This is a genomic window from Paenibacillus sp. oral taxon 786 str. D14, assembly GCF_000159955.1.
Classification (GTDB): domain Bacteria; phylum Bacillota; class Bacilli; order Paenibacillales; family Paenibacillaceae; genus Fontibacillus; species Fontibacillus phoenicis.
Map to the genome: position 1 here is coordinate 17668 of NZ_GG695997.1, position 13275 is coordinate 30942.

Annotated in this window: 11 protein-coding genes; 3 read left to right on the plus strand and 8 right to left on the minus strand. The window is 52.8% G+C overall.

From position 1 onward, the window contains the following. Positions 1-54: 54 nt before the first annotated feature. From POTG_RS20980 to POTG_RS20995, 4 genes are all read right to left on the minus strand, one after another. On the minus strand, positions 55-1302 hold the full coding sequence (locus POTG_RS20980) for an ABC transporter substrate-binding protein (RefSeq protein ID WP_036646545.1): 1248 nt from the start codon (positions 1300-1302) through the stop codon (positions 55-57). Between the two features lie 189 nt (positions 1303-1491). Next, the gene (locus POTG_RS20985) at positions 1492-3045 is read right to left on the minus strand and encodes a response regulator transcription factor (protein WP_009226852.1); all 1554 of its coding nucleotides are present in this window, start codon (positions 3043-3045) and stop codon (positions 1492-1494) included. Beyond that, complete coding sequence (locus POTG_RS20990) at positions 3042-4883, minus strand: cache domain-containing sensor histidine kinase (RefSeq protein WP_232282372.1); 1842 nt, start codon at positions 4881-4883, stop codon at positions 3042-3044. Before POTG_RS20990 ends, POTG_RS20985 begins: the two co-directional genes overlap by 4 nt. A gap of 2 nt (positions 4884-4885) precedes the next feature. Further along, entirely contained in the window at positions 4886-5638 is a 753-nt protein-coding gene (locus POTG_RS20995; RefSeq protein WP_009226854.1) for a helix-turn-helix domain-containing protein, read from the minus strand. A gap of 102 nt (positions 5639-5740) precedes the next feature. On the opposite strand from POTG_RS20995, the gene POTG_RS21000 reads away from it, so the two are divergent. Both POTG_RS21000 and pgmB read left to right on the plus strand, forming a co-directional pair. Further along, entirely contained in the window at positions 5741-8038 is a 2298-nt protein-coding gene (locus POTG_RS21000) for a glycoside hydrolase family 65 protein (protein WP_009226855.1), read from the plus strand. 15 nt (positions 8039-8053) lie between these two features. Beyond that, positions 8054-8740 (plus strand): beta-phosphoglucomutase, encoded by a 687-nt coding sequence (gene pgmB / locus POTG_RS21005; RefSeq protein WP_009226856.1) that lies wholly within the window; start codon positions 8054-8056, stop codon positions 8738-8740. Positions 8741-8748: 8 nt separating this feature from the next. Here the strand turns inward: pgmB and POTG_RS21010 are convergent, their stop codons facing one another. The 4 genes from POTG_RS21010 to POTG_RS21020 all read right to left on the minus strand — a co-directional run bounded on the left by POTG_RS21010 (position 8749) and on the right by POTG_RS21020 (position 12247). Beyond that, on the minus strand, positions 8749-9699 hold the full coding sequence (locus POTG_RS21010) for an MBL fold metallo-hydrolase (RefSeq protein ID WP_036646547.1): 951 nt from the start codon (positions 9697-9699) through the stop codon (positions 8749-8751). 63 nt (positions 9700-9762) lie between these two features. Further along, positions 9763-9864 carry a cytochrome bd oxidase small subunit CydS gene (gene cydS / locus POTG_RS25445; protein ID WP_397376634.1) on the minus strand — a complete coding sequence of 34 codons (102 nt, stop codon included), beginning with the start codon at positions 9862-9864 and terminating at the stop codon, positions 9763-9765. A 5-nt stretch (positions 9865-9869) separates the two neighbouring features. Beyond that, on the minus strand, positions 9870-10901 hold the full coding sequence (locus POTG_RS21015) for a cytochrome d ubiquinol oxidase subunit II (protein ID WP_009226858.1): 1032 nt from the start codon (positions 10899-10901) through the stop codon (positions 9870-9872). After that, positions 10898-12247 carry a cytochrome ubiquinol oxidase subunit I gene (locus tag POTG_RS21020; RefSeq protein WP_009226859.1) on the minus strand — a complete coding sequence of 450 codons (1350 nt, stop codon included), beginning with the start codon at positions 12245-12247 and terminating at the stop codon, positions 10898-10900. The genes POTG_RS21015 and POTG_RS21020 overlap by 4 nt, the downstream gene beginning before the upstream one ends. Positions 12248-12532: 285 nt before the next feature. Here POTG_RS21020 and POTG_RS21025 point away from each other — a divergent pair. Beyond that, positions 12533-13275: virulence factor (locus POTG_RS21025; protein ID WP_009226861.1), on the plus strand; the 743-nt coding region annotated here is incomplete at its 3' end.

A 13275-nucleotide genomic window follows, 5' to 3' on the forward strand; every position in this document is an offset into this window, starting at 1 on the left:
CTGAAACTTGCCTGATCAGGAGAGAGCGGCTGCTTATCAAGGAGCAAATGGAACTTAGTTAAACTGACTTTGGATATCGTCAAGAATTTGCTGCGCCGTCTTGCCGGATCCGCCGAGAATCAGGCCTTCCAGCTCTTGCACAAGCGCATCGGTAAAGCGTTTCGTATCCGTTGGATATTCGAAGTCCGTGCTGTATTCCAGCGCTGGCTTCAATGCGCTGAACTCCGGATTTTTCTCGAAGTATTGGCCGGACAGCGAAGTTAATGCCGGGTTAAAGCCCAGATCCATAAAGGCTTTTTGCGTTTCGTCGTTCGTCATGTAGTAAGCCGCTTTCAACGCTGCTTCTTTGTTTTTGGCGTCCTTCAGCACAATATAAGCGTCGGAGCTCATCGTGCTGCCGTTGGTCGTCCCTTTAGGAATCGGCAAAGCCACATATTTCAGATCCGGATTTGCGTCCTTCAGGTAACCTTTGTACCAGTAACCGCCGGTACTCATCGCACCTTTCTCGTTGCTGAATACTTCGCCGTCCCAACCAAAGCCTAACGATTTCGGTGTTACCGCAATGCCTTCTTTGTACATATCGACGATCAGTTCCAGCGCTTTGACGTTCTCTGGAGAATTGATCGTTTTGCCGTAGCCCCAGCCGCCGCCGAAGCTTTTCACATAGTTGGTGATATGGAAGGCGTCCAGGTTCACAATGATGCCTTTCACGTCGCCTTTATTCAGCACTTTGGCTGCTTGAATCACTTCATCCCAGGTCGTAGGATAGTCCCCAAGCCCGGCGCCTTTCCACATCTTCTCATTGATCAGGAACATCGCAGGCATGTCCGTATTCGGGATGCCGTACATTTTGCCGTCAACCTTCCAGATGTTCTTCGAAGATTCCGGGAAGCGGCTCATATCGATGCCCGTACTTTGGATCAGATCATCGATGGGCGTAAACAGATTTTTATTGATGTATTCATACGCGCCTTCGTTGGACATCTTGATAAAGTCCGGTGCGACGCCCGCGGCGATTTCCCCCGGCAACGTATTCCAAAACTGCTCACTGCTTGGGTACTGCTTGATCTTCAACTCAATATCCGGGTAAACCGTGTTGATCTTATCAGCTGCGGCTTGATAGATCGCCAAGTCTTGGGCGGTTCCCCAGAACCCGAAGTTGACGGTGACTTTTTGTCCCGGTTTCGTCTCGCTTCCCCCTGTATTGTCAGCGGTTTTGCTGCTTCCGCAAGCGGTCAAGCCTACGACAGCGGCAAGGCACAAAATCAGCAGAGCTGAAAGTGTTCTTTTTCTGGCTTTCATTGTTGTTGCCTCCCTTTTGATCACTTCTGTCTTTCTTGCTCCTTAAGCATAAACACCCCTAAACACAAAAAAAATTAATCAAATATTGATTAATTTTAGATTTTCGCCTCGATTTTTAGTTGATCGTTGCAGGCGGCGGTATAAGTTTTTAATACAATCACACTTTTTTATCTGATTTATGCTTCTTTTTTATCCTTCTTCATTGCGATATTGCTTCGGAGAGACTCCCGTATACTTGTTGAATACGATTGCAAAATGCGCCTGATTGCTAAACCCGACTTTCTCGGCGACCTCGTAAATTTTATAGCGGTAATCTTTTAACAGCTCTTTGGCTTTATTGATGCGCAGCTCATTAATATAATCAAACAAGCCTTGCCCTACTTCCTCTTTAAACAGGCGGCTGACATAATTTGGGCTGACTTGGAACAGGTCGGCAAACAGCTTCAGGGAGAGGCTGTCTTGATAATGATGCTCGATGTACTCCAAAATATTGCGGATCAACTGGCTGTACCCTTTGAAAGAAGCGTTGGTCCCTCCGCCAAGCCGCTGTTCAAAAACAGTCCGGTATGCGCTGGACATTTGCTCGAAATCTTCAAAAGCCCCGCGGGCGGTGAGTTCTTCCTCCGCCTCTGTTTTGGCCTTGCTCCCGTTTCGGTCCATCATAAATAACAAGCCTTCGTACACTTTTTGCACCTCTGCCTCGTCCAGACACTCCTCCGTCCGGATCAGATTCTCCCAGCGCGACAGCCCATCCATGAACTTCTCGTGCGCATGCTCGGCCAAGGCTGACTTCATTTGCTTCACATAAACCTCCGCTTGCTCCAAGGCCACCTCGCTTCGCTCCTTCTGGTGGCTGTAATAGAAAATCGAGGATTCCGGATGGTAAAAATGGTGCGACAACGCCTGCAGCGCTTGTTTGTACGCCGTGGGCACTTGCTCGAATCGGTCCACCCAATCGCTGATGCCCAGCACAATATCAATATTCACGAAACGCTTGAGCGTGGAACTGATCCGTTGCACGATGTCGTTGACGCGCGTCAGCGAAGCGAGCAGACTCTTCAGTTCGCTGTTGCTGATCAGGAGGGCGGACAGCCGCTCGTTTAATGGCACGAACTCGATCTCCCGCTCCGCCGAAACCATTTCGTTCACCATATTTTGCACGGTATTCCCGAGTACGGACTGCGACGATTCGCTGTATCTTTGCAGCACCTTGTCATAGTTTTTAATTTTGAACAACACAACGTAGATGTTGCCTTCTTTTAACCGTGTTTCCGAGAGCTCATGCTGGATACCGGTGCCGTACAGCAGGCCGCTGAGCAGCTGCTCCTTGTGATTTGTCGCCCTTGGGGGTTGTGAAGGAATAGGGGCGGTCCCGAGTTGCTCGCGGATGTTCTGCAGCATGCCAATCAGCTCCCGGTCATTGATGTCCGGCTTATGAAAATAATCGAGCGCCCCCAGCTTCATCGCCTCCTTCACAAACCCGAAGTCGTCAAAGCTGCTCAGGACCACCACCTTGACGGGCAGCTCCTGCTCTTTGATCCGGCGCAGCACTTCAAGCCCGTCCATTTTCGGCATTTTGATGTCCAGCAGCACGACATCCGGCTGCTCGCTGGCGATCAACCGCAACGCCTCAGCTCCGTCTCCAGCCTCGCCGATGATCTCCACGCCTTCGGCTTGCCAATCGATCGCCGATTTAATGCCGATTCGCACCAGCGGCTCGTCGTCTACAATCAATATTTTCATTTGCTGTCCCCTCCCCCTGCCGTTTCATTCGAAATGACTGGAACCCGAATCAGCGCCACAGTTCCCCCCTGCCTTCCGGGGGCAAGCCATAAGCCGTATCCCGGTCCAAAATGCAGACGTATCCGGCTTCGAATATTCTGAATGCCAATCGAGTTGAATCCATCTCTGGAGATTTCCTTATACCCTGGCTTGGCATGTAACCCGCCATCTTCCGGGAACCCGCGGCCGTTGTCCGCCACTTCCACGTACAGGTCGCCTTGCCGTTCATAAATGGAAATGTCCAGCTTCCCTTTATAATCAATTCCCTCAAAGCCATGGAAAATCGCATTTTCCACCAGCGGCTGGATCAGGAATTTCAACGTTTTGTATTCGGTGACGCCCGGGTCAATCGAATACGTCACCTCAAACTTGTTGAAGTACCGGAAATCCAGAATTTTGGCATAGCTCTGGACAAATACGACTTCCTCAGCGATGGGAACAAAGTTCTCATCCGTCTTCATGCTGAACTTCATTACAGAAGCGAAAGCTTGCAGCGCCTCTTCAATTCCGGAAGCGCCTTGCACTTTGGCCATCCACTTGATCACATTTAAGGTATTGTATATAAAATGCGGGCGGATTTGCGATTGCAGCGCGTCCATCTCCAGCTTGCGCTTCTCTTCCTCTTTCTCGTAAATCCGCGCAATCAGACTGCGAATTTCCTGCAGCATCTGATCGATCGTACTGCTGATCACCCCAACCTCATCGCTTTGCCGCGTATCGAACCTGACATCGAGCTGGCCCTGGGCGACCAGCTTCATTTTGCGGTTCAATACGGCCAAAGGCTTCATAATTCGCGTGGCAATGCGCAGGGAGATCAGGATCGACAAGACCAGCAGCAGGAGGAGCGTACCGGCCATGATGGCCACCAACTGGTACACAATGGAGTACAGGTCGTCCTTCGCAATCAGGGTCACCGCATGCCACTCGGCCACCTGAGACGGAGAAGAGATCATATACAGCTTTTGGTTGATCCACATTCGGGTCGTACCGGTCCGGCCGGACGGCTCCTCCTGAAAGCCGCTCCCAAACACGGCGGAGGCCGCCTTGCCGATCTCTCCGCTGTTTGAGCTTTGAATAATCATCCGATCTTCATCCAGCAAATAGAAGTTGGATTTTTCCGCGAACGCTGTATTACTCCACAACGTCTTCAGCTTGTCCGCCGAGATGTTGAAGACAATAAATCCGAGCCGTTCCTTGGTATACGGATCCATAATGGCCCGGCCCGCGGATACGACCGGAAGGCGGTGCGGCGATAACAGCTCGTCGTAATGAATACCCGTCGTGACAAACTGCCCGTTCCCTTCTCGTATTTTGCGGATAAACGCCTCCTGTAAATAAGTGGTTTTGAAATATTGATAGTTGATATACTCGCGGTTGCTGCGGCCGATAATCGACTGATCATGCTCATGAAAAATAACGACCGAATCCACCAAATCAGAATATAGCATGATCCCGCTTTGAATCAATCCGTTAACCTTATCGAAGTCCCGACCGCGTTCCAGCAGCGGATAAGGGACCTGGGTATAGTCCTTCTTCATGATTTGGTACACGCTTTGCTCCTGGATGGGAAACATGGACAACCTTTGTAACGGCTGCAGGGACGTATCAATATTGGTCACGATTTGCTTGTTGTTCTCCACCGCCGCATCCAGCATCACGTTTCGGTTCTTGTCGACATAAATCCATGACACGATCCCGCCGATCAAGATGAGCGGAATGAGAATAAAGACGGAAAAGGCAGCGATCAGCTTCTTCTCCAAGCTCAGTTGTGACAGTTTCTGCCGGGTGAATATCATCATCATTACCTCTCCAGAATAGATCGCCCCGCTCCGCTTGTCCGAAATTGCTTTGGCGTCATGCCGACAAATTCCTTAAACAACCGGGTGTAGTAACTCTGACTGCAAAATTTAAAATGAAATGCGATTTCGGAAATGGAACGGTTCGTATAGATAAGCATGTGTTTCGACTCTTCAATCTTGCGGCTGTTAATGTATTTCATCAGCGGCAATCCGGTTTCCCGGCGAAAACGATCGGACAAATAACTCGGATGAACGCCAAGGTGACCCGCAATGAGCGGCAAGGTCAAATCGTCAAAAATATGCTGCCGGATATAATGGATGGCCAGCTTCACCAGATGGGAGTACGGCAGCTCCTCCCTTTCCCGCTGAATCGTCATCACGAACTGCACCAGCATCTCGTATTCGAATTGGGCCAGCGCTTCGAGATCGTTAAGCCTTTCGATCTCCAATATTAGAGTATCACTTAAGTGAAAAGCAATCTCCGGATCGACCCCGCCCTGGATAATCGCCCTTGTAAACAAAGTGCAGGAGGCGATGAGGGCGTTTTTTTTGGAGCGCAGCGGATAGGTTGCCAACACCGCAGCTTCAAGCTCGTTGATTTTTCGCATCACCTGAAGTGCTGTTGCTTCGTCCCCCATCCGGACCGCTTCCAGCAGCTCCTGTTCGTAGTCTACCGGAGGATGGACAAAACGATCCTGGAGTGCCTGCATTTTCGATGACCGATAATACGTATGACCCTGTTGAAGATTCATCATATCCCACCTAAAAATTTTGACAATTATCTAAAGAATTTAGTATTACATTACCGCTTTAGGTTCTAAAATTCAATCATAACGACCAGGAGGGATCTAACAACCATGACTTGGAAATTAACGAATTCGGACGTTTCACAGCCAGAGCTGTTGAATATGGAAAGTATCTTTGCGCTCGGCAACGGGTATTTGGGCGTGCGGGGCAACTTTGAAGAAGGCTACGGTAAGCAAATGACCAGCATCCGCGGCACTTACTTGAACGCATTTCACGATGTGATCGAAATTCCTTATGGCGAGAAGCTGTTTGCTTTTCCCGAAACGCAACAGAAGCTGGTGAACAACATCGATGCTCAAACGGTGCTGATCTATTTCGGCGAGGAGGATGAGCCTTTCCGTCTGGATCAAGGCAAGATTACGGAATTTCAGCGGACGTTGCATATGGATCAGGGATTTTCGGAGCGAAGAGTGCATTGGACGTCTCCAACCGGCAAAGAAGTGCGTCTGACCTTCCGCCGTCTCGTCTCCTTTACGCACCGTGAATTGTTTGCCATTCATATCAAGCTGGAGCCGATCAACTTTAGCGGCCCGGTCAAAATCGTCTCTACGCTAAACGGTATTGTCAAAAACTACACCAATCCCAATGATCCGCGGGTTGGAGCGGGCCATGCGGAACGGATGACCGTGGTGGAAACTGGAACGCGAGGCGAATACGGCTACGTCGTGGACGAAACGATGGTTTCCAAAATGAAAGCCGCTTGCGTCACCCGCCATCAGTTAACTGCCGATGCAGAGATCGCGCTGGATACAAAGGACGGAGAAATAGTTTATACGGCAACCTTCGCTCTGAACGGCCCTGTTGAATTTACAAAATTCAACGTATATACGGACACTCTCCGCCATGGCGAAGGATTCCAGGAGCGGGCGTTTGATCTGCACGAGCGCTTGTCCGGCTTGTCCTTTGGCGATTTGCTCGCAGAGCAGACGGGGTATCTGAACGATTATTGGAAATCGGCCGACGTCATCATTCAGAACGATGAGAAGCTGCAGGAAGGCATCCGCTTCAACCTGTTCCAGCTGCTGCAATCCGCCGGCCGGGACAAGTACAGCAACATCGCCGCCAAAGGCTTAAGCGGCGAAGGGTACGAAGGCCATTACTTCTGGGATACGGAAATTTATATGTTCCCGGTCTTTTTGATGACCCAGCCGGAGCTGGCCCGCCAGCTGCTCTTGTACCGTTACTCCATTCTGGACGATGCCAGAGCGAGAGCGCGGGAGATGGGGCACCACAAAGGCGCGTTGTTCCCTTGGCGCACCATTTCAGGGACCGAATGCTCCTCGTTCTTCCCGTCAGGCACAGCGCAATATCATATCAGCGCGGACATCGCCTACAGCTATGTCCAATACTACCTTGCTGCGCAGGATCGGGATTTCCTGCTGAACTACGGCGCGGAAGTGCTGATCGAAACGGCGCGGTTATGGGCTGAAATCGGGCATTATTACAACGGTGCATTCCACATTGATGAAGTCACCGGGCCGGACGAATATACCTGCTGCGTGAACAACAACTACTATACCAACGCTATGGCCAAGCATAATTTGAAATGGGCGGCCAAAAGCTGCGCGATCCTGAAAGACTACGATGCCGCAGGCTACCAGGCGCTATGCGCGAAGCTTGGCGTTACGGACGACGAAATCGCCGTTTGGGAAGCGGCAGCTGCAGCGATGTTCCTGCCATATGATGAAGCTCTGGGCATCAACCCGCAGGATGATACGTTCCTGCGCAAGGCCGTTTGGGATTTTGCCAATACGCCAAAAGAAAACTATCCGCTGTTGCTACACTACCATCCGCTGACCCTTTACCGGTACCAGGTGTGCAAACAGGCGGACACCGTGCTGGCCCATTTCCTGCTGGAGGACGAGCAGTCCCTGGAGACGATCCGCCGTTCCTACGATTATTACGAACGGATCACGACCCATGACTCCTCCTTGTCCTCTTGTATCTTCAGCATTATGGCGGCCAAGATCGGCAATCTGGACAAGGCGTACGAGTATTTCATCGAAACGGCGCGGCTGGATCTGGACAACACGCATGGCAATACGAAAGATGGTCTGCATTTGGCAAACATGGGCGGCACTTGGATGTCGATCGTGTACGGCTTCGCCGGCATGCGGCTGAAAGAAAGCGGCCTGTCTCTTGCCCCAGCGATCCCGCGGGATTGGGAGCAATACGCCTTCCGCCTGACGTTCCGCGGCCGTCTGATTTCCGTGCGTATCGAGAAAGGAGACGTCACCCTGGAGCTGACCGAAGGCGACGCCATCGACATTCAATTGTACGGAGAAACCGTGACATTGCAGCCGGATCGCGCTGTTTCGCGTCCTCTGGCAAACCTTGAACTACATTGAGAAGGAGCGGTTAGGATGGATAACAACCAAACGAAATCTTTACAAGCAGTGATCTTTGATTTGGACGGGGTCATTACGGACACCGCCGAATATCATTACCAAGCGTGGAAAGCCATTGCCGAAGAATTGAACATTCCCTTTACACGCGAGTTTAATGAAAATCTGAAGGGCGTATCCCGCCTCGATTCTTTAAAGCTGCTGCTCAGCCAAACGACCACCCCCGTTCATTACAGCGAAGCGGAGATGAATGAGCTGGCAGCGCGCAAGAACAACCTTTACGTCAAGTTGATCGAGAAAATTACGCCAGCCGACCTGTTGCCGGGAATCTCCGGGTTTCTAACGGAGCTGCGGGAAGCCGGGATCAAGACCGGGATCGCTTCCGCCAGCAAAAACGCCCAAACCGTCCTTGACGGTCTGGGCGTGACAAGCTGGTTTGATGTGATTGTGGACGTGACCCGCTTAAAGAACAATAAGCCGGATCCGGAGATTTTCCTGACCGCGGCGGCCCAACTCGGAGTGGAGCCGGCGGCCTGCATCGGCGTGGAAGACGCCGTTTCCGGAGTCGACGCGATCAAAGCCGCGGGCATGTTCGCCGTCGCCATCGGCGCAGCGGAGCAGTTCCCGAAAGCCGACATCGTGCTGCCTAGCACCGCCAAGCTCAGTTTGCGGGATCTGATGGAGCATTTTGCGGTAAAAGCGTAGAGCAGCTTCTACTCCCCCGGCCATCGCAAGGTTTCCCCGTGATGCAGCAGCCGGATCGTATCCTCAGAGAAGCCAAGGCGGATCCGTTCCTTCTCCAGACGGTCAAGCGCCTCCCGCGCGGTATCATCGGCCAGCCGGAAGGTGCCGTAATGCATCGGAATCATGAGCTTCGCCTTGACATCAACGAACGCTTGCAGCGCCTCCTCCGGCGTGGTATGCTGGCTCGTCATGAACCATTCCGGCTCATAAGCGCCGATCGGCAGGAGCGCCACATCGATCTGAAAGCGCCTGCCGATTTCGGCAAACCCGCGGAAATATCCGCTGTCTCCGGCAAAATAGATGACCGGCGGTTTCTTCTCCACCTTGCTTGGCACCGGCTCCAGGACGTAGCCGCCCCAATGCGACGTATTCGTATCAAATGGCGTGCGGCGCGTCCAGTGCTGGGTGGGGACAAAGGAGATGTCGACCTCCCCAATGCGTACGCGCTCCCACCAGCTCATCTCATGGACGTTATAGAACCCTTTCCGCCACATCTTCCGCCCAAGGCCGACAGGGACAATGATCGTGGTGTCCTTGCTATAAATCCGGCGGATCGAAGCAAAATGCATATGATCATAATGGGAATGAGAGATCAGGATCACGTCGATGGGCGGCAGTTGATGAATGGGGATCCCCGGCTCGGTAAGCCGACGTTGAAATCCCATCCGCATGGCCCAGACGGGATCGGTAACGATATTAAGACCTTGATATTGGATCAGGAACGTAGAATGGCCGATCCACGTAATCGTGCTCTCTTCACGGTTCGCCTGCAAATAATCGAGTTCCGGCGGCTTATTGGGAATCACGAAGGAATAATCCTTCTTTTTGCTGCGCCGTTCTTCCCGCAGCTGCTTAAATTGCTTTAACGTTTTGTCGGTGCTCACGTTATCGAGGTTATTGTAGCGCATTCTTCTTGGCATCGCTCCAGTGACTCCTCTCCGCATTTCTTTCGCTCTCTCTGGTATAAACCCAAATTTCCCGGGTCAATCGGCCCGATCCTTATACTTCCAGGCATAGAGAAATAAGAACAGGACCGCCCCGGCTACCACCAACTCCGGAGCTACCATCATCATAAACCACTCCATCCCCTTCACCCTTTCCCCGGCGAATTGCCTCTTACATATTTGGCGTCAAACAAAAACAACCGCATCAGCAAGAACAAGGAAGGAATGAGAATACACAATCCTGCAACGAAAGCGGTGATTAAGGCGACGGCCATCGTCTCGTTGGTGAAGCTCTCGTAGATACTCACCTGCTTATAGAGAATATAGGGAAGGTGGCTGCGGCCATATCCGTACCAAGCAAACGCGAACTGCAGCATGACCAGCAAGAACGACCAGCCTAGCCGCCGCTTTTTCCACATCAAGATGACGGCCCCCAGGTAACAAATCAAAGAGGCGATAAACATCCACGCTACCTCCAACATATGTGCGAAATGCTCCGGATTTTGCCGATGGATCTGAAAAAAGGCGAACACACAGGCGAGAATCGTCGGCCCGCTCCACAGCAGCGCATACCCGCGCAGGACTCCGAAAGCCCGCTTATCCCCCGCTTTATCCGCGTAAAACGCCAGAAACATCGCCGAAATGTACAGCACAGACACCAGTGCCAGCAGGATCACCGACCAGGTATACGGATTGCCAAAGAAGGCTGCCCAATCCAAGACAACCTTCCCGTCGCGCTCGCCAATGATACCGCCCTCCGAAATAGCTAAGATCGTCGAAAGGGCCGCCGGAATCAGCAGACCCGTTGCCCCATAGACCGCCATATACGTTTTATTGTTCGCTTTACTTGCGCCATAGGTATTGTAAGCGTAATAAGCGCCCCGCAAGGCGAGCAGCACGGTAACCAGACTGCCGGGAATCAGCAGCGCCGTGCCGTAATAATAAGCGGAATCCGGGAAGAACCCGACCAAACCAACGACGAAAAAGATTAAAAACACGTTGGTCACTTCCCACACCGGGGATAAGTACCGCTGAATAATGTCGTGGACTTTGTTTTCATGGCCGGTTATCACACTGTAATAGCTGAAAAATCCGGCACCAAAGTCAACGGAAGCGACGATTAAATAGCCAAACAGGAACGTCCACAACACCGTAATGCCGACCAGCTCATAGCTCATTGTGCGTCTCCTCCCTCAAGCCCGGCTTGCCGCAGCTCGGTGAGCACATCCTTGTTGCGGAACATCCGGGATAATACGTAAACGCAGGAAAGGCACAGGACCAGATACAGCACGGCGAACATCAGCAGCATCGGGCCAACGCTTTCCGAGGTGGTAGCGGCTTCCCCCACCTTCATATAGCCCCGGATGATCCACGGTTGACGGCCAAACTCAGCGAACATCCAGCCCAGCTCGATGGCGACCATCGCCAGTGGCCCCAGCGCCAAAATGCCGATCAGCAGCCAGACCGGAACCTTCGTCTTGCCGCCGGGCAAGTAGCGCCGCAGCAAATACAGGAACGGAATCAGGACGAGCAGCGCCCCGATCGTCACCTTGAGATCAAACATATAATGAATCAGCAACGGCGGACGCTCATCTACAGGGAACTCCTCTAACCCGATGACCCGGGTATTGGGCGAATTACCGGCAAGGATGCTAAGCGCATACGGGATTTTCAGCGCGTATTTGACGTTCCCGGCCTCATCCAGTACGCCGCCGTATATCAACGGTGCCCGTTCCATCGTTTCAAAATGCCATTCCGCCGCCGCCAGCTTCTCCGGTTGATACTTGGCCAGAAACTTGCCGGAGAAATCCCCAATCACCGCCGTCGTCAGGGCAAACACGAAGGAGGAGACGACCGTCAGTTTCAGCGCCTTTTTGAAATAGACGTGATCCCGGCCGCGCAGCAGGCTGAAAGCCGCGATGCCCGCCAAAATTCCCGCACTGGCCGTATACGAGGAAGCCAGGACATGGGACACCTTGGTTGGCGTTGCCGGATTAAACATCGCCACCAGCGGACGGAAGTCTGCGATCACCCCGTTTTTGAGCGTGAATCCCTGCGGTGTGTTCATGAAGGCGTTCAGCGTGGTAATGAAGAAGGCGGAAGCGGAAGAGCCGATGGCGACCGGAATCAGCAGGAGCAGGTGCAGCCCCTTATTTTTGAATCGATCCCACGTATAAAGGTAAATCCCCAGAAAAATCGCCTCCACAAAAAAGGCGAAGGTCTCCATAAACAGCGGCAACGCAATCGCCTGTCCGGCGACGCGCATAAAGGTGGGCCAGAGCAGGCTGAGCTGCAAGCCGATGGACGTCCCGGTCACGACCCCAATTGCCACGGAAATGACGAAGCCGCGAGCCCAGCGGCGAGCCAGCATCGTATAATGCGGATCGTTCGCGCGAATGCCCCGCCACTCCGCCAGCGCGATCATCAGCGGCACGCCAACGCCAATCGACGCAAAGATGATATGTACGAACAAGGTCAGCCCGGTAAGCATCCGGCTTAAAGTGACCGAGTCAAGATTTGCCATAACTCAAGCTCCTTCAGGAGAAGTAATGGAGGAAACGAATCAAGCTTTTGATGAAGGCATACAGCATGATCACGGCTACGATGAGACATACGATCGCCAGGGTTCGCTCTTGTTTTCGGAACATGCCTTCGCCTCCTTGCCCATTTAGTGTGTCGCGGATGTTCCTTTTTATTCCTATGAGGGTTGGGCAATAGGCCGCATTGAGGTACAATAGACAAGAAAAGTTTAAAATTAAACCAATCTGGGATTAAAGGCCTCATCTATAGAAAGGAGCCGTGATGATCAATGAAGATCGTCTTTATCGAACCGACCCCCAGCCCAAATACGATGAAGCTGCATTTGGATGAAAGCTTGGAGCCGGGGATTCGGAAAACATATACGCTGAACAACGAACGCTCTGCCCCCGCTTGGATTCGCGGATTGCTGCAGATCCCCGGGGTCAAAAGCGTGTTCCACACCGCTGATTTTGTTGCCTTGGATCGGAAAGGGAACGCTGATTGGGCGGCAATTTTGTCCGAAGTGCAGAAGCAGTTTGGACAGGAAGGCGTGGAATCGGCCTGGACCCCGGAGAGCGGGGAAGCCTCAGGATACGGGGAGGCGCAGGTCTTTGTGCAGTTCTTCCGCGGCATCCCGATGCAAATTCGGGTGAAGGCGGGGAACCAAGAGGAACGGATTTCGTTGTCCGAGCGATTCGTGAACGCCGTCACCGAGGTGGCCAGCGCCACACTGATCAAGGAGCGCAAGCTCGTCGATTACGGCGTGCGCTACGGCGAGCTGCCTGACATCGCCCGCGAGATCGAGCAGGAGCTGGAGGCGGCGTATCCGCCGGAGCGGCTGAAAGGCATCGTCGAGCAAGCGATCGCCCACGGCCGCAGCGAGACGGAGTTCGTCGAGCAGCGGCGCGCGCTTAGCCTGGACGAAATCCGCGAGCGGATGAAGGACCCGGATTGGCGCGTGCGCTACGCCGCGCTGGAGTCGCTGCAGCAGCCAAGCGCAGAGGCGCTGCCGCTGCTGGCGGAGGCGCTGCG